This window comes from Flavobacterium sp. AG291, assembly GCF_003350375.1.
Taxonomy (GTDB): Bacteria; Bacteroidota; Bacteroidia; order Flavobacteriales; family Flavobacteriaceae; genus Flavobacterium; species Flavobacterium suzhouense.
Genome location: NZ_QQAR01000007.1, coordinates 149907 through 168209 on the forward strand (window position 1 = coordinate 149907; position 18303 = coordinate 168209).

General features: G+C 38.6%; 10 protein-coding genes. 7 read left to right on the forward strand and 3 right to left on the reverse strand.

What is annotated here, in order from left to right; all coding sequences use genetic code 11:
• The first annotated feature begins 101 nt into the window (after positions 1-101).
• The 6 genes from DEU42_RS09445 (at position 102) to DEU42_RS09470 (ending at position 10456) form a co-directional block, all read left to right on the forward strand.
• On the forward strand, positions 102-3179 hold the full coding sequence (locus tag DEU42_RS09445; protein ID WP_114758047.1) for a SusC/RagA family TonB-linked outer membrane protein: 3078 nt from the start codon (positions 102-104) through the stop codon (positions 3177-3179).
• Positions 3180-3189: 10 nt separating this feature from the next.
• Positions 3190-4665, forward strand: a complete 1476-nt coding sequence (locus DEU42_RS09450) for a RagB/SusD family nutrient uptake outer membrane protein (RefSeq protein ID WP_114758048.1) — start codon at positions 3190-3192, stop codon at positions 4663-4665.
• 70 nt (positions 4666-4735) lie between these two features.
• Positions 4736-5794: a glycoside hydrolase family 130 protein gene (locus DEU42_RS09455; protein ID WP_114758049.1), complete on the forward strand. Its 1059-nt coding sequence runs from the start codon at positions 4736-4738 to the stop codon at positions 5792-5794.
• Positions 5794-7086, forward strand: a complete 1293-nt coding sequence (locus DEU42_RS09460; protein WP_114758050.1) for an MFS transporter — start codon at positions 5794-5796, stop codon at positions 7084-7086. The genes DEU42_RS09455 and DEU42_RS09460 overlap by 1 nt, the downstream gene beginning before the upstream one ends.
• Positions 7087-7103: 17 nt before the next feature.
• The gene (locus DEU42_RS09465; RefSeq protein ID WP_114758051.1) at positions 7104-8819 is read left to right on the forward strand and encodes a hypothetical protein; all 1716 of its coding nucleotides are present in this window, start codon (positions 7104-7106) and stop codon (positions 8817-8819) included.
• Between the two features lie 2 nt (positions 8820-8821).
• A complete protein-coding gene (locus DEU42_RS09470; RefSeq protein WP_114758052.1) occupies positions 8822-10456 on the forward strand; it encodes an alpha-glucosidase in 1635 nt (544 codons plus the stop codon).
• A gap of 383 nt (positions 10457-10839) precedes the next feature.
• Here DEU42_RS09470 and DEU42_RS09475 read toward each other — a convergent pair whose 3' ends face one another.
• Both DEU42_RS09475 and DEU42_RS09480 read right to left on the reverse strand, forming a co-directional pair.
• A complete protein-coding gene (locus DEU42_RS09475; RefSeq protein WP_114758053.1) occupies positions 10840-11661 on the reverse strand; it encodes a helix-turn-helix domain-containing protein in 822 nt (273 codons plus the stop codon).
• Between the two features lie 30 nt (positions 11662-11691).
• A complete protein-coding gene (locus tag DEU42_RS09480) occupies positions 11692-12687 on the reverse strand; it encodes an SDR family NAD(P)-dependent oxidoreductase (RefSeq protein ID WP_114758054.1) in 996 nt (331 codons plus the stop codon).
• Between the two features lie 499 nt (positions 12688-13186).
• On the opposite strand from DEU42_RS09480, the gene DEU42_RS09485 reads away from it, so the two are divergent.
• Positions 13187-14767 carry a phage tail sheath family protein gene (locus DEU42_RS09485; RefSeq protein WP_114758055.1) on the forward strand — a complete coding sequence of 527 codons (1581 nt, stop codon included), beginning with the start codon at positions 13187-13189 and terminating at the stop codon, positions 14765-14767.
• A 242-nt stretch (positions 14768-15009) separates the two neighbouring features.
• Here the strand turns inward: DEU42_RS09485 and DEU42_RS09490 are convergent, their stop codons facing one another.
• Positions 15010-18183 (reverse strand): PAS domain-containing hybrid sensor histidine kinase/response regulator, encoded by a 3174-nt coding sequence (locus DEU42_RS09490; RefSeq protein ID WP_114758056.1) that lies wholly within the window; start codon positions 18181-18183, stop codon positions 15010-15012.
• Positions 18184-18303 lie beyond the last annotated feature (120 nt).

Below are 18303 nucleotides of genomic sequence, written 5' to 3' on the forward strand. Positions count from 1 at the left end.
AATTTATAACGTTTTCGTAAATACAATTCTTAACTATTCAAGCCAAAAATTAGAAACATGAAAAAAATAACACTAATTATTAACCAATCCTATTATCTGTTATGAATCAAAAAATCAAACATTACCTGATTCTATTATTAATGATACTATCAGGAGCTGCTATCTATGCACAAACTATAAAAGGTGTAGTGAAAGATGAAACCGGACCCTTGCCCGGAGTAACAATAATGATTAAAGGTACAGCTATAAGCACTATTACAGATATTGATGGAAATTATAGCATTTCAAGTGACCCAAATTCTGTATTAGTATATAGTTATATAGGCTATCTAATTCAGGAAGTAAGTGTAAATGGGCAGACTGAAATAAATGTAACCTTAAAAGCTGACATTACAGTCCTTGGCGAGGTTGTGGTTACAGGTTATGTAGGACAGAAAAAGAATTCAATATCAGGCGCAGTAGCTCAGGTAAATATGGAAGATGCATCAAAAACAAGAATTCCCGACGTAGCGCAGGCATTACAAGGACAGATTGCAGGTGTATTTGTTGCCGCTAATACCGGTGCACCGGGCGATGGTATAAAAGTAAGAATCCGTGGAGAGGGTACTTTAGGCAACAACGATGTGCTATATGTTGTAGACGGTACACCAACACGTGACATTTCTTTCCTTAATATGAATGACGTCAAGTCAATGACAGTACTTAAAGATGCAGCATCTGCTGCAATATATGGTTCAAGGGCTGCCGGGGGAGTGATTATTGTTACAACTAAACAAGGAGCAATAGGAAAGTCTACATTAGACGTAGAAATGTTCAGTGGAATAAGTTATGCTACTAATCTTCCTAAACTACTTAACGGTAATCAGTATATGTCAGTAAAAGAGCAGGCCTGGAACAATACCTATACAGGGCAAAACCCTTATACTGCCGACAGAACAGCAAGAAACCTTGCTAATACTGACTGGCTGGATGAACTATTTACTACTGGCTTTTCTCAAAATGCACAGGTTTCTGCAAGCGGGGCAACCGATAAAGTACGTTATCTTATTTCAGGTGGATATTATGGAATGAATGGTATTGTAACCGAAGATAATGACAGCTACAAACGTGTAAATTTTAGGTCAAATATAACTGCTGATGTATCTGACCGATTTACCGTAGGCACTAACATCCAGATTACCTATCAGTCTCAGGATAAGCTATCATCGAGTGGCGATGCACCCGGTGTTATCCGTCATGCATTAATACGCCCTCCTGTACTATCTGTTTATAAAGATCTAAGCGACCCTACCTATTCTGCAAGAAACCCTTATACCGATTTACCGTTCTACACGAGTCCTGACCCGGTAAATGGTTATAGCAGGATTTATGAATACACCTCTAACCCATTGGCTATTGTTCATTTTACTGATGATAAGAGAAACCGTTACCAAACGTTTGGCAATGTGTTTGCAGAATATTCTTTCCTTGAGGATAAAGCACTAAAATTAAGAAGTAATCTTGGTGTGGATATGACTTTTTCGCATAATAAGAATTTTGCCGAAAACTATGGCGACGATAATATTAGCGATGTTAACAGCGTATACTATGGCCAGGGACTCGGAAGAAACAACCTGCCTAACAGCCTGAATGAAAATCGTGGCCAGGATGTTACTTTTACATGGTCTAACACTTTAAATTATGTAAAAACATTTAATAGTAGCCATAGCATAAATGCATTGGCAGGTGCCGAAATCATTAAAAATAAACAATCTGCCATAGGGGGTGCAAGGTCTAATTATGAAAATACAACAGATCCTTTCCGTTATTTGGATTACGGTGGCCTGGGAGGAAATGGCCTGCCATACCCTTACAGTTCAGGAAGCGCCACAGAGTGGTCTTTAGTATCATTCTTTGGTTCTGCAACCTATGGATACAATGATAAATATTTTGCCACTGGTACAATAAGGGCAGATGGTTCTTCGCGATTTGGACCTAACGACAAATGGGGATATTTCCCATCAATAGGTGGTAACTGGATCATTTCTAATGAAGATTTATTAAAAGATAATTCATGGTTGAGCTATTTAAGATTAAGGGCAAACTGGGGACAAGCCGGTAATCAGGAAATACCTAATAATGCTTACCAAACATTAGTAAGCACCACAGGCGGCTCGGTAAATATAATTCGTTATGGAAACCCTGACCTTAAATGGGAAACAACAACACAAACTAACTTTGGGTTAGATTTCTCTTTCCTGGATAATAAACTATCGTTTTCAGCCGATTATTTTAAAAAAACAACTGAAGACATCTTATTGGGTGTAACCCTTCCCGCAGTTTCAGTTGGAGTAATAGATAGAACATTTGTGAATGCCGGGGAAGTTGAAAATAAAGGTTTTGAGCTTGCATTAAGTTTCAAGAATAATGATAATGAATTTAAATACGGTATCAGTGGTAATGTAGCAACACTACAAAATGATGTTACCAAGCTATTTACTTATGTAAAAAATATTGACGACTCAGGAACGCATACCCGCACAGCTGTAGGAGAGGCTATAAACTCATACTATGGTTATGTTTTTGATGGAATTTATCAAAATCAAAACGAAATAAACTCCTACTTGTATACTAATACAAATAATACGCAGCCTGGTGATATGAAATTCAGGGATTTAAATAACGATGGACAGATTAATGCGGATGACCGTACATTTATTGGGAACCCTATTCCTGAAATAACGTATGGACTAAACTTTAATGCTTCATACAAGAATTTTGATATTTCGTTCTTGTGGCAGGGTGTTCAGGGTGTTGACCGATACAATGATATGATACAGATTCTGGATTATGACAGCCGTCCGTTTAACTCAACAACCGATGTACTTGGCAGCTGGCATGGAGAAGGTACAAGTAATACTACGCCACGACTTACGTTTGCAGATAATGGAGGAAGCAAGGTTTCCAGCAAATTTGTTGAAGATGCTTCTTATCTGAGACTAAAGAACATCGAGTTGGGCTATACCTTTGGAGGTAATACCATTAAAGGAATTTCTAATGTGCGTATTTATGTTTCAGGACAAAACCTGCTGACATTTACCGACTACAAAGGACTTGACCCGGAATCAACATCATTGATAGATAAGGGAACTTATCCGCAATCTTCAACTTTTCTTTTTGGAGCCCGTATAAAACTTTAAAAAAATTATCATGAAAAATTATATAAAACTGGGATTATTAATTGGCCTGATTTCCATAACAGGCTGTGAGGATGAACTTACTAAAGACCCAATTGGACTAACAACGCTTGATCAGGCAAATACTACACCAACTATAGCCACTATAGAAACAGCCGTGCGCTCCTCTTATGACCTGCTATCAAACAGGCTTAATATATTAGGCGAATGGAACTGGGCCGGTGGGCTGGTATTTCAGAATGATTACATCCTACAGGATATTGCGTCAGATGACATGGAAAAAAAATGGAATCCTGACGGAGACCAGCCGTGGATAGATGAAATAAACAATTACACATTTACATCTGAAAATGGCGGTCCTAATGGCTTGTGGAAATATAACTATGAAGGAATTAAAAGAATCAATATTGCTATTGAACATCTGGAAAACCCTGATATTGAAACCATAACAGGAATTTCAGCTGAAAGGAAAAATCAGCTTTTAGGCGAAGGGTATTTTATAAGATCATATTATTATTTCTCGTTAGTTACTAATTTTGGAGATGTGCCACTTATACTCAGCCCTGTTAAAACATATCAGGAAGCATTTGAGGTAGCCGTAAGGATAGATAAATCTATTGTATGGGAACAGATAAAAGCCGATCTGACACTAGCCAGGAATTTGCTGCCTAACTCAAAATATTCTTCGGATACAGAAAAATGGAGAGCCTCAAGAGGTGCTGCCATAGCTTTGCTTGCCAAATCGGAATTGTATACTGAAAACTGGAGCCAGGTGCCTGCCCTTGTTGATGAACTGGCAGCCTTAGGTTTTGCATTAAACAGTCATTATTTTGATAGTTTCAGGACTGAATTTACAGACAATGAAGTAATTTTTGCCTTTGATCATCAAACCAATGCTGTTCCAAGAAGAGGGAATGGAATATGTGCTCCGTTAGGATGGGGCTTCTTTGCGCCAAGTACTAATTTTCTTGAAGCTTTTGAAGAAAATGATCCAAGAAAACTATACACAGTAAATGTAGAACTTCAAAACGTAAATAAAATGCTGGGCAGCACGGATGGTGCAAATAAAGGTAATGACGATGCCCCAAATAATAAAGTATACATTCGTTATGCCGATGCACTTTTATGGAAAGCCGAAGCGTTGCTCGAATCAAATGATTTTTCAGGCGCCATTGCCATAATAAACCAAATCAGACAAAGAGCGAGGACTACACCTAATGTAGATGGAACAATGCCTCCTGCAGGAACTTTAGCTGGCAGGCCGGCTGCTAATGATTATCAAACCGTAAAAGACTGGCTTATACATGAAAGAAGGGTTGAGCTTGGTTTTGAAAATCAGAGAATGCTTGATCTTAAGCGTTGGGGAATTGCAAAACAGGTAATGACAGCTCATGGCAAAAATTTCCAGGACAAACATATGCTCTACCCTATTCCGCAATCGGAAATTGATGCTTCAGCGGGCACGCTAATACAAAACGACGATTACTAAAAAAAAAGTTTGGGTTAGTTCCGGGTCCTGAATGATCAGGCCCGGTTAACCCTAATTATGAATATTGCTTATGAAAGATATTGCAAGACGCTTCAGTCAGAATCCACTATTAGCTCCTAACGACATTCCTCCGAGCACACCGGGACTGGAAATAACCTGTCTTTTAAATCCGGGGGTGTTTCGCTTCCAGGACAAAACCTGGCTTATCGTACGCGTAGCTGAAAGGCCAACTCAAAAAGATACCCATATTTCTTTCCCAATACTAACTGAAACAGGAAAGATAACCATCATTGAAATAGAAAAAGACCATCCGGAGCTTATCGCTACCGATGCACGGGTCATCAACTATAAAAAAACTGATTATCTTACTACATTGTCTCACCTGAGATTATTATGCAGTGACGACGGAATCAATTTTTATGAGCCAGAGGGCTATCCGCTATTAGTTGGTGAAGGCAGGCATGAAACTTTTGGAATAGAAGACTGCCGTGTTGCACAAATAGATAATACTTATTATCTGACATTTACATCGGTATCAGATAATGGTGTTGGCGTTGGACTACGAACCACTAAAGACTGGAAAAACTTTGAAAAATACGGTCTGATACTCCCTGCACATAATAAAGACTGCGCCATTTTTGAAGAAAAGATAAATGGTTTATATTACGCTCTTCACCGTCCCAGCAGCGTAGATTTAGGAGGTAATTATATTTGGCTAGCATCATCACCTGACGGCATCCACTGGGGCAACCATCAATGTATCGTGAAAACCCGAAAAGGGCATTGGGACAGCAAACGTGTAGGCGCAGGCGCCGCTCCAATAAAAACCGAAAAAGGCTGGCTCGAAATTTATCATGGAGCTAACAAAGACCATTATTATTGTTTGGGTGCATTTCTGCTTGATCTGAATGATCCCTCTAAAGTATTGGCAAGAACAGAAACTCCTGTTATGGTACCTACTGCTGAATATGAGATAAACGGTTTCTTTGGTAAGGTGGTATTCACTAACGGACACATCGTAGAGCCTGATGGTGATACTCTTACAGTATACTATGGCGCTGCCGATGAATTTGTGTGTGGTGCGCATTTTTCTATTAAAGAAATACTATCACTTTTAAAATATGACTAATGCTTAAAAAACTCAAAACAGAAGTTGACCATTTTAAAAGTCAGTCGCATAACTTTAAAATACTGGTACTTACCAATATGGTATATGCATTAGTACAGCCTGTAATAGATATTTTTGTAGCGGCCTACATTATGAGGAATTCTAACGATACTTCTAAAGTTGTCATTTACCAGCTGGCTATTTATACAGGTATCCCACTTACATTTCTTATAAATGGTTTTCTTTTAAAATATATTAATATCAGAAAATTATATTCGATGGGCATGCTGCTTAGCGGTGTTTCCATGATTATAATGATGTCGCTAAAAACGCTTGATTTGACGGGCATAGGTGTTGCCGGAATAACAATGGGACTATCTTTTGGGCTTTATTGGTCAAACAGGGATTATCTTGCCATCTACACTACAAACGACAATAATCGTAACTACTATTATGGCCTGGAGACTTTTATTTATACCATGATAGCGATTATAGTACCAGCCACAATTGGATGGTTCATACAATCAAAAACAGGCGAAACAGATAAGCACAGTGCATATGTAATTATAACCGCAGTAGTATTTCTTATCACGTTGGCCGCATCTGCTGTCTGCTTTATAGGAAAATTTGAAAACCCTGTACAGAAAAAATATATTTTTTTAAAATTCCATCCATTATGGTATAAGCTACTTTCCCTGGCTATGTTTAAAGGATTGGCACAAGGATTTCTGGTAACAGCACCCGCAATGCTTATCTTTAAAATACTGGGAGAAGAAGGCGAATTAGGAAATGCCCAATCAATAGGTGCCGTATTGGCAGCAATAATCATTTATTTTATAGGGCGGTTTTCAAAACCATCGGATAGAATTAAGACTTTTTCGGTCGGTCTTATATTATTTGCGGTTGGCGCATGTATAAATGGTGCCCTGTACGATAAGACAAGCGTGATTATATTCCTGTTGCTTTTACTGATAGCAAAACCTTTAATGGACCTTGCCTACTACCCTATTCAGCTGCGTGTTATCGATATTGTCTCCCATATTGAGAAAAGAGGTGAATTTGCCTACATACTTAACCACGAATCTGGATTGTACGTCGGCAGGCTTTTAGGAGCCGGAACCTTCTTGGTATTGTATTATACAATATCTGAAGATATTGCGCTTCGGTATGCAGTAGGAATCATCGCTCTTTTGCAGTTATGCTCTATATTTATAAGTAAAAACATAATTGCTCAGGGCAATAAAATTGCTCCCGAAAAAGAAGATATAGAAGAAACTAAAGTATTACAGGAAACTGCTGCAAATATTGTTTAAAGAAAAAAAGCACAAACATGAATATTTTTTATAGATCTCTGCCCTACTTACTTTTATTTCTCTGCCTTTCTGCATACTGTCAGGTGAAACAACAAACCATTGCAAGGGTGAACGAAATGCCGGATATACCTCAGCCTTTTGAAATAATAGATTATACTGAATTGGCACTGAATTTTGATAAAACAGTTTACGATTTTAATGCCAAAGGTAAGTTTTGGCCGTTGGTCTGGATTGACAAATCCCATAAAAACTACCCACAGGATGTCGTTGGATTATATACAGCCATGGGCGATGTGCGTCAGGGACCTGTTAACAATAAAGGCATGTTTCATGAGGCGTTAGCTACCATGGGAGCTACATTAGGCGCTACGCTTGTGGGCATTGATAAAACAAACCAACAGGGACATAATATTGTTGGTATGATTAAGAACTACTTTAACAGGGAAACAGGATGGGATATAATGATGAACAATACCTGTCCTGAAGTTGCTTTACTTGGCGGTGGCTATGGTCGCGATTGGTGGTATGATGTATATCCAAATGTATTATTTTATGCTATTTATGATAAATATCCTGACCAGCCCGGCTTAGACGAAATAGCAAAAACCATTGCAGACAAATTTTATAAAGCAGATGTAATTCTTAATGGCAATTACAATTATTCCTATTTTGATTATGGGAAAATGCTGCCTGTAAAAAATAATATATGCATCCAGCCAGATGCGGCAGCCGGCCATGCATGGGTACTATATGCTGCCTATAAAAAATTTGGAGATGAAAAATACCTCAAAGGCGCTATTTCTGCACTATCTGCCTTGCAGTCACAGTCCGAAAACCCTACTTACGAATTGCTTATGCCTTTTGGCGCTTATCTTGCAGCAAGAATAAATGCTGAACAGGGAAAAAATTATGACACCAATAAAATGCTTGCATGGAGCTTTGACGGTACTGCTGTATGCCGTGAAGGATGGGGAATGCTTACAGGCAAGTGGAATAATTATGATATTTCCGGTATTTTTGGAAGTACCGTTGACCATGGTGGTTATGGCTTTCTAATGAATACATATGATGCAGCCTGGCCATTAGTACCAATGGTACGGTATAATCAATCTTATGCTGACGCAATTGGCAAATGGATGCTGAATGCTGCCAATGCATCACGATTTTTTTATCCGCAATATATGCCGGATGAGCATGAAACCATACCACAACGTTCTGGAGTGGGTAAAAATGTTATTGCTTACGAAGGTATTATCAAAAAATCCAACCTGCCTGAATATCAAAACGTAGAAGCCCCTGTTGCGCAGGGAGATGGCCCCTTATGGGTTCCAGGAAAAAATCCACCTGAATCACAACTGAGTGTTTATGGTAGCGGCCACGTAGGCATATTTGGAAGTATTATTAAAAAAACAAATGTTGAAGGCATTCTCCAACTTGATTTACTTGCTACTGATTTCTTTGCAGATAAGGCTTACCCATCTTATTTGTACTATAACCCCTATGAAAAAAATAAGACTATAACTGTAACTGCCCCAAAAGGAAAAAAAGTAGATTTATACGACACTGTTTCGGGTACTTTCGTTGCAAGGAATATATCATTATCGGCTACAATTGAACTTAGCCCAAAATCTTCAGCGGTTATAGTTATAATTCCTGCCAAAGGAAAAGTTACTTACATGGGTTCAAAAATGCTGGTTAATGGTACTGTGGTAGATTATAATTCTGGTAAATAAAAATGAAACCGCCATCTAAAAAACAGTTTATCTCTTTGCTTTTGATAATTTGCTGCTTTACTGCAAATTCGCAAAATACCGAAAAAGCGGTTTGGTGGAAAGAAACCGTATTCTACCAGATATACATGCCCAGCTATGCTGACAGTGATGGTAATGGATATGGGGATTTTAATGGCATGACTGATAAACTTGACTATTTAAAGTCGTTAGGCATAAAGGGCATCTGGCTTACACCTTTTTTAAAATCTCCTAAGGTTGATAACGGTTATGATGTAGCTGATTATTATGCCGTTGATACTGTTTATGGAACACTATTGAATTTTAAAACATTTTTAAACGAAGCGCATAAAAGGGACATAAGAGTTATCATGGATATGGTACTAAACCATACCTCTACTGATTGCAAGTGGTTCCTGGAAGCAAAAAAATCAAAAGACAATCCCTATCGGGATTACTATATCTGGAAAGATAAACCTAATAACTGGGAATCTTTTTTTGGAGGAAGTGCATGGGAATATGATATAAATTCTAAACAGTATTATTATCACAAGTTTGATATCACAATGGCCGATCTTAACTGGCAAAACCCAAAAGTTGTAGAGGAAGTAAAAAATATATTAAGATTTTGGCTTGAAATGGGGGTAGATGGCTTTAGACTTGATGTTATAAACTTTCTCACAACTGACGGGGTTTTGCAGGATAATCCAGTAGTTAACGAAAAACAACAGCATGTTTATGATATAGACCAAGCTGGTGTAAAACACGCTATGCAGGGCATTAAACAAGTTGTAGCAGAATATCAAAACCGTTTTATCGTTGGCGAAATAGGCAGCGATAAATTAGAATTCTTAAAACAATACCAATCTGAAGAACTGTTAGATGTAGTATTCAACTTTAACTTTGGAAGCATACCTTCATTTTCTGTTGAAAAAATTGTTAGTGAACTGAAAAAAATGGATCAGGAAATGGAGGGATATCCTACCCTGTTTTTTGGCAGTCATGATATGCCGCGCATGCTCGACCGCCTTGCTAATGGAAATATAAAAAGAGCCGAAGCACTTGCTGCAGTCATTCTTACTGCAAAAGGAATCCCGTTTATTTATTATGGCGAAGAAATAGGAATGCAGAATATTGTTGCCGAACAATATAATGAGATTGTTGACATACAAGCAAAAACACAGTACAAACTCGCCATCGCAGATGGTAAAACTGCTGAAGAGGCAATTTTAGTTGCCAACAATAGTAACAGGGATAAATCCCGCAGCCCAATGCAATGGGATACAACACAATTTGCAGGCTTTTCTTCTTCAAAACCGTGGATAAAAATTAGTGATAATTATAAGCAGCAAAATATGGAGGTTTTAAAAAAAGATGAGAATTCTATTTATGAGGTTTACAAAGAGCTTATTAATTTAAAAAATAAATATAAGGTTCTTCAATATGGTAATTATAAAGATCTAACTGTAGAAAATAACATTGTTACTTTTGTCAGGTCTTTAAATAATGAATTCATAACTACTATTATAAATTTTGGCAAGCCCACAAAAATTCAACTTCCAAAAGACTCAAAAATACTGATGGGCAATAGCAATTTAAATCAGAATGAATTCGTAATATACTATATAGCACATCAATAATTAAGTATTCGCCCTCCGCAAGCGAACCTCCAAACAAATTGCTGATGTTCAAAAACAGTCTCTAGGCATAACAAATTAATTTGTTTAAATCATGTATAAAATGGTTTGGAATTTTTCTTGTTGAGGTTAATGCTAAAAAAGTGTTGAATCGAAAGATTTGACACTTTTAGTTTAAAGAATAGTAACGTTAGTTATACTCTGTCTCTCTTCTTTGCAAAAGCACTACTAAAAAAACGCCTATCCAAAACATAAAGGCGAAGATGCAGATGCATTCCCATAGTCCGAGCAAGGGTGTCGCCGGCCCTGCTGGATGGCGACAATACCGCTGCCGATGAAAATGCCTGGTGACCTGCAAGGCAAAAAGGCCATGACCAGACTTTTTATTACCCAGTTGTATTATTACGGATAATCAATTCTGTGGGTGCACAGCCATATTGCTTTTTGAAAGCATAAGAAAAATGGGAGAGGTTCTCAAAACCAGTTTCGTAGCAGATCTCAACTGGGCGCTTTTGCTTTTCCGTGAGCTGATAATATGCCAATTCGAGCCTTTTCCTGGTCAACCATCGCTGTGGCGTTGTATTAAAAGCTTTACTGAAATCACGTTTAAAAGTGGTGAGGCTTCTACCGGTAAGGTAACTGAACTTTGCCAAAGGCAGGTTAAACATAAAGTTCTTTTCCATGAATGATGCAAGTTCGAGCTTATGCGGCTCCTCAAAATTGGCCAGGATACTGTCTGTTCTTTTGTCAATATTCCTGAGTATGCTAATGGCTTCAGTAATCTTCAACCATGCAATATCTTCAGGAAATTGATCCTGCAGATCGAAATATGGAATCAGAGATGCCAGGTAACTTTGCAGAAAAGGGTGCTGATCAAAGCTAATGATCTTATCGAGCACTGTCTTTTGCTGCACCTCTTTATCAAGATAAAAATTCCTGAGTCTTGCCGTGGAGAGGTGCATGGCCACAGCTTTGTGTGGTAATCCATCTTTTGGTGTATTTATAATAGTGGCTACTTGATTTCTTGGGATTAGAAAAACACATCCTGCCCCGAAAACCATTGTACTATCGGCTAAAATCATTTTTGTTTCTCCTGAAATCAACCATACAAGGAGATGGTCATTAAAGGCTGCTTCTGTCCTAAACAGCTTTCCTGAATAACAGGAAAGCTTAATCTCAGAATTGATATAATTTACCTCGTAATCCATTGGACTTGTAAATTTTCAAAATTACGAATATCAATTCGTTTTAAATTCGATTCCTGTTAATTCTTCAGTTAACTTCCACAAACGTTTTGCATTGGTTTCATCAAGAGAATAAGGCTTAATACCTCCAATAATTGCAACATCTGTAACCATTGCTGCTACATCAACATTCTCACAGTACACGCCCCCGGTATGTTTCAGCATGGGGCTCGTTGCGCACCATACGGTTGTTGCTGCACCTTGTGGGATTGTTTTGAGTGATGCCACTACTTCGGGTAATATATTACCCTCGGCATCGGTGTAACCTAATTTTTGTAGCAGGTCTATTGGTGCTTCCCTACCCAGTTCTGTTTCCGCTACAGCACCGGGACACAATGAATAAGCACGGATGCCAAAGGACTGTGCCCTGTTATCTAACTCAAGGGAAAATAGGTTTACAGCTGTCTTTGATTGTCCATAGCCAACTAAGGTGTCATAATCCCTTTTTTCAAAATTAAAGTCCTCAAAATTAAAATCAGAAAACTGGTGCCCTCCCGAAGATACATTTACCACTCTTGCCCCTTGTGCCATTTTAAGAGCATTCCAAAGCCTTGCCGTCAGTTGAAACTGTGCCAGATAATTGGTTGACAGCTGCGATTCGATACCGCGACTGTCCCGGCGAAGCGGAACCCACATAATACCCGCATTGTTGATAAGTAAATGAAGTGGCCTGCCCGATGCAAGGAATTTTTCTGCAAAAGAATCAATAGATTTTTGATCCATCAAATCCATTGTTTCTATTTCGATATGCGGAACCCCTTCTAAGTTACGTTTAGCTTTTTCTACATCTCTTGCGGGAACAATAACTGTGGCCCCTGCCTTTGCAAGGGTTATGGTAGTCTCCAGCCCAATACCTGTGTTACCTCCGGTTACAATTGCAATTTTTCCCGTTAGATCAATACCTTCAATTACGTCTGCTGCTGTGGAAGAAGCATTAAATCCTGAGCCTATTGGTTGCTGTAATGCCCCCCGATAATTATTCCGATACATCTTAATAAATTTTAATGTTATTGATGCAAAGGTAGATGCACTTCTTCCCGACAACTTTGTTTAAAAGACCTAATTTGCTTTGTTTAAAAGACCAGCGCAGAAGCAAAGTGACAGGGAAGAACAATGACCCCTGAGTAATCTTTTAGGTATTTATTAAACTAAAGGGAAAAAGTTATCCCTCGATACGACATAACTCTTTTTTCAAAATAAATAAAATTATCATGAGAAATTAAAATCACGTAAAACTACGTGGAATTTTAGCACCAGGATTTAATACATTGTTCTTTCTAAGAGCTGTCTATGGCTTTAAGTTTGGCACAATAGCATAATTAGAAAACCTGAAAGACAATTTACAGTCGTATTTGATAAAACTGGTGAACTGAGCTAACGATAGAACATTTTACAGGCGGTTACCAGTCAAACCGGACTGAACAGGTAATTCAGGTACACTTACATCATTCATACATATTTACAATATCTATAATTTAAAAAAATACTAATGCCCGCATCGAACATTAAATCACCCGGTGTTTATATCAGCGAAATAAACGCTTTTGAGAATTCGGTAATTCCGGTAGCTACCGCTGTTCCAGCATTTATCGGTTACACACCACAGGCACAGTGTAATGGAAAATCTTATACCAACAAAGTACAAAAAATCACCTCATTTGCAGAATTTCAGGCTATTTATTGCCTGCCAGACCCACCACCGCCTGCTAGTCCTTCAAAACAATATAAACCACAATATTACCTTGTTCAGCAAAAAAATAAGCCAGACAATGGGGATTTTATCATAATTAATAATAATTACTATTTGTTGGTGCCTGATCCAAATACGATTTATTACCTATATAATAGTATCAGGCTGTTTTATCAAAATGGTGGCGGTGATGCTTATATCGTTTCCGTTGGGGGTTATGGAAACCCGTCAGGCACGGCAATGGCCCCTGGTACACAAATTATAAACCCAAATGTACAGCTAAACGAGCTTATCAACGGCTTGGCATTGCTTTTAAATGAACAGGAGCCTACCATGTATATATGCCCCGAGGCGACATTACTTTCCATAACCGATAATGGTACACTTATGCAGAAAATGCTGTTGCAGTGCTCTCAAATGCAAACTTCAATAGCTATATTTGATATAATAGGCGGGAGAAAACCCGACCCTATTATGTATACAAATGATATTACAAGTTTCCGTAACAATACAGGCTCACAGGGGCTCGATTATGGCACTGCCTACTACCCTTTCATTGGTACAACTGTAATGCAGAATCAGGATATTGACTACACCAACCTGTTCGGCGGCGATGTAAAACAGTTATCATCACTGCTTAGTCCTGCAGACAATCCGAATATGAGTGTAACAACCATTTTGGATATGATTGAAAATCCTGGTGCAAACCCACTAACGGTTACACAATATAACAGTGCTTTGCTTAATGCAAGCGAAATCTATAGCCAAATCATAAAATATATATTAGCCGATGTGAACCTACTGCCACCGAGCGGAGGTATGGCAGGTGTAATGACAACTATAGACAACCAGCAGGGTGTATGGCAGGCTCCTGCAAACACAACCATAGTGGGTGCAGCATCGTTGCCTATAAGGTTATCTGAAAGTCAGCAAGCCAATCTTAACATGGATGCTTATTCCGGTAAATCAATAAATGCTATCCGTTTCTTTAACGGCTTAGGCATTTTGGTCTGGGGAGCCCGTACTCTCGATGGTAATAGTCAGGATTGGAAGTACCTTTCGGTACGAAGGACAATGATATTTTTAGAACAGTCCTGCAAACTGGCTGTAAAACCTTATACTTTCCAGCCTAACGTAAAAAACACATGGGAAGCGGTAAAGGGAATGATCAGCAGTTTTCTTACTTCTGTATGGAAAGAAGGCGGCCTTCAGGGTGCATCAGCATCAGATGCTTTTTCGGTGGAATGCGGGCTTGGCAGTACTATGACATCTGATGATATCCTTAATGGGTTTATGAATGTTAGCGTAAAGGTAGCGGTAGTAAGGCCGGCCGAGTTTATAGTTTTTACCTTTCAGCAAGAAATGGCATCATCAAATTAACAACTATTAACTATTATTAACTTCATAAAGCCTCCATCTGGCTCGGCTGTATAAATCTAAGTGTAAAATATACAGCCTGAAGAATAATAGTTTTAGGTAGTAATGACCTTTGGTATTTATTTTGGTTGTATTTATTAAATATAAAGGTAAAAGTTATTGGTATACTCAACAGAACCCTTGACTATTAACATGTCCATCCATCGACATGATGAGTGATGATATGGTCATGCACAGTACGAGCTCTATACTGAGCCATTCCCGAGCCATTTTGAAAGTATATCGATAATATTTTCTTCCCTTATAGGCTTTACTACATAATCGTTCATACCCGCATTAAGGCATTTTTCTTTTTCGCCCAAAACATTGCCAGCTGTTAAGGCCACAATAGGAACGGATTGCCTTTGGTCTTGTTTTCGTATGTTTTCGGTAGCTTCGCAACCGTTCATTTCCGGCATCTGAATATCCATTAAAACAAGATCCGGTTTATGCTGACTGCAATATTCCACAGCTTCCAGGCCATTACTGACTTCTATCAGGGTAGCTCCAGGTACCAATCGGTTGAGAATAGAACGTACCAGCATCATATTTACCGGATTATCCTCAGCAATTAATATTGTTAGGTTTTCTGAAGTAACTGCTTCCTCTGATTCCAGGTCGGGTGTAAAAACAGTCTGTTCTTCATGAGAGAGTCTTTCCAACGAGCTGTAAATATCATCAATCTTTAAAGGTTTCACAAGGTAACTACTGACATTCAACCCCTTACAGGCTTCAATGATCTTTTCGTCATCTGCCGAACTGTGAAGCAATATTATGGGCTGCTGCGCAGTAGTGGGGTAAATATTTTGGCGTATTTTCGTTATGGTTTCCAGCCCATCCATAACCGGCATATGATAATCCATCAAAATAACATCATACTTGTTTCCATCAACCAACAACTGAAGAGCCTCGAGTCCGTTTCTGGCTTCTGTCACCTTTATATTTTTTAGTCCCAGGATTTGTTGTAGTATAGTCCTGTTATTTTCATTATCATCTACGATCAACACTTCTCTTATCTTCTCAATATCATACCACACGATGGGTTCTCCCCTTTCTGATCTGAAGGAAACTTCAAAATAAAAAGTACTGCCTGAACCCGGATGGCTTTCCAGTTCAAGATTACTCCCCATGAGAGCCAGCAACTTATTGGATATGGTTAATCCAAGGCCTGTGCCACCATATTTTTTTGTGGTCGAAGTATCTTCCTGTGAAAAAGCCTCAAAAATAGTAAACTGCTTTTCCTTAGGTATCCCGATGCCTGTATCCCGTACCGAAAAGCGTAATCGGGTTTGGTCTTCATCGGATTGCACGCAGGCAATCTTTAATTCTATTTCTCCCTTTTGGGTAAATTTAGCAGCATTACTCAAAAGATTAACCAGTACCTGTTTCAGCCGGATGCTGTCAGTGTAAATGAAACGTGGCAATTCAGGAGAAACATCTAACAGCATTTCCAGACCATTTTTCTGTACCTGATAACTGATAATATTAGCCGTCTGGCTGGCAAGTTCATAAACATCACACTTTTCTATATTTAATTCCAGCTTGCCGGCTTCAATTTTTGAAAAATCGAGTATGTCATTAATTATGCCGAGGAGTGCATTGGCTGACTGGTTCACTATCGAGAGATACTGCTGCTGTGTATCGTTCAAATGGGTCTTCATCAAAAGATCCGTAAAACCAATAACACCATTTAAGGGAGTACGTATTTCGTGGCTCATATTAGCAAGGAACTCTGATTTTGCACTATTAGCATTCTCAGCTTTTTGAATAGCAAACACCAGTGCTTCCCTCTGTTCTACGATAGATGTGATATCCTGAAAGGTACCATAGAGGCGTTTGTAATTTCCCGGTTCTCCTTCGGCATTACCAATAACCCTTACCCATATTTCCCTTCCTTTTCCGGTTATAACCTGTAGTTCCATATCCCATGCCTCACCGTTTACCAGTGCCTGCTGTACTGTTTTACCTATAGTTTCACGGCTGGATCCTTCTTTATAAAAATTAATTGCCTCATCGAGGGTTGGTTGAAAATCGGATGGCATTTCGTGAATCTCCTTTGTTATAGATGTCCAGCTCAATTTCTGCCGTTGCAAATCCAGTTCCCATCCTCCAACACGGGCAACGCGGTTGGTCTGCTCAAGTGTTTCTTTTGTACGACGAAGATCCTCTTCAAGCCTGTAACGTTCTGTCACGTCTATTGCATTGCCTATTACATAAGGTTCACCGGTAAGATTTCGCTCTAATATATTATTATATTGCCATATATGATACTCGCCATTTTTGTGTGTGGTAACCATCTGCCCTTTGGCACTACCGGCCCTTTTTATTTCCGCCAGATAGTCCACTACAAGTTCATGCCTTCGCTCGGGAACGATATTAAAAAGATCCTTGCTAAGAATTTCTGCTTTGGTATAACCCAGTATCGCTGCACCTGCCTCGTTAACCGATGTAAATTTACCATTAAGGTCATGAGTACACATAAAACCCTGTGAATTTTCGAAAAAAATTCGGGCACGTTCCTCACTCAGTGACAACTCCATGTCTTTTTGATTTTCCTGAGTAATATCTCTGGCAATTGCATACAACTTTCCTTCTTTAGGTTCCGGAGTGGCCGACCACTGAAGTGTTTTGTATTCACCATATTTAGTCCTGAACCTATGCACAAAATTGATGGTCTTGTTTCCCTGTTTCAAACTTTCGATTTCGTTTTGGGTAACCTCGCGATCATCTGGATGTACAAGATCAATAAATGAAGTGCTGAGAAGATAATTTTCGTCCCATCCTAACACTTTTTCAAATGCAGGATTAATACTTTTAAAATAACCATCGATACCCGCTATACACATCATTTCATCAGAGAGATTAAACAGATCAAGATAGGTGCGCAATGCCTTGCGTTCTGATCTGGTCTTTAAATGTGTCATAACTTCTTTTGCCAACAGTCCTAAGGCTTGTATTTGAGCGGGTGAAAGTTCTTTAGTCTCATAGTCAAGTACGCAAATTGTGCCAATCGCAAATCCACTAGTATCCACGAGGGGATACCCTGCATAAAAAGCAACGGAAGCATTGCCTTTTACAGGATAATGTTTTACCGAATCTGAAGAAGATATGGTAATGTTGGTTTGATAGAATTCTCTTTTTTCAATAACCGTTTCACAAAAGGATTCCTTCCTAATCCCTGAATTGTCCTTAAGTCCTATTGATGCACTGAATAGTAACTGATCTTCATCTACAAAAGACAGTACCGCAATAGGGGTATTGCATACTACGGTTGCAAGTTTTGTAATGTTGTCAAAAACTTCACCAGAAACGGTATCATAAACAGTATGTTCTCGTAATGCCCTAAGTCTTTGCTGTTCGTTGTTTGGTATATGATCCATAATATATTTAACTTATCATATCTCAGTATTATATACCAAGTTAGCATATTTGATTTTATAAAACCAATACATATAGAAAAAACAACTAAAACACGGACGAATATCAACTTAAATAGAATA

What these genes read in the sequence shown, in the direction of transcription:
- DEU42_RS09445 (WP_114758047.1), top strand. Translation starts at nt 102, where the DNA reads ATGAATCAAAAAATCAAACATTACCTGATTCTATTATTAATGATACTA.
- DEU42_RS09450 (WP_114758048.1), top strand. Translation starts at nt 3,190, where the DNA reads ATGAAAAATTATATAAAACTGGGATTATTAATTGGCCTGATTTCCATA.
- DEU42_RS09455 (WP_114758049.1), top strand. Translation starts at nt 4,736, where the DNA reads ATGAAAGATATTGCAAGACGCTTCAGTCAGAATCCACTATTAGCTCCT.
- DEU42_RS09460 (WP_114758050.1), top strand. Translation starts at nt 5,794, where the DNA reads ATGCTTAAAAAACTCAAAACAGAAGTTGACCATTTTAAAAGTCAGTCG.
- DEU42_RS09465 (WP_114758051.1), top strand. Translation starts at nt 7,104, where the DNA reads ATGAATATTTTTTATAGATCTCTGCCCTACTTACTTTTATTTCTCTGC.
- DEU42_RS09470 (WP_114758052.1), top strand. Translation starts at nt 8,822, where the DNA reads ATGAAACCGCCATCTAAAAAACAGTTTATCTCTTTGCTTTTGATAATT.
- DEU42_RS09475 (WP_114758053.1), bottom strand. Translation starts at nt 11,661, where the DNA reads ATGGATTACGAGGTAAATTATATCAATTCTGAGATTAAGCTTTCCTGT.
- DEU42_RS09480 (WP_114758054.1), bottom strand. Translation starts at nt 12,687, where the DNA reads ATGTATCGGAATAATTATCGGGGGGCATTACAGCAACCAATAGGCTCA.
- DEU42_RS09485 (WP_114758055.1), top strand. Translation starts at nt 13,187, where the DNA reads ATGCCCGCATCGAACATTAAATCACCCGGTGTTTATATCAGCGAAATA.
- DEU42_RS09490 (WP_114758056.1), bottom strand. Translation starts at nt 18,183, where the DNA reads ATGGATCATATACCAAACAACGAACAGCAAAGACTTAGGGCATTACGA.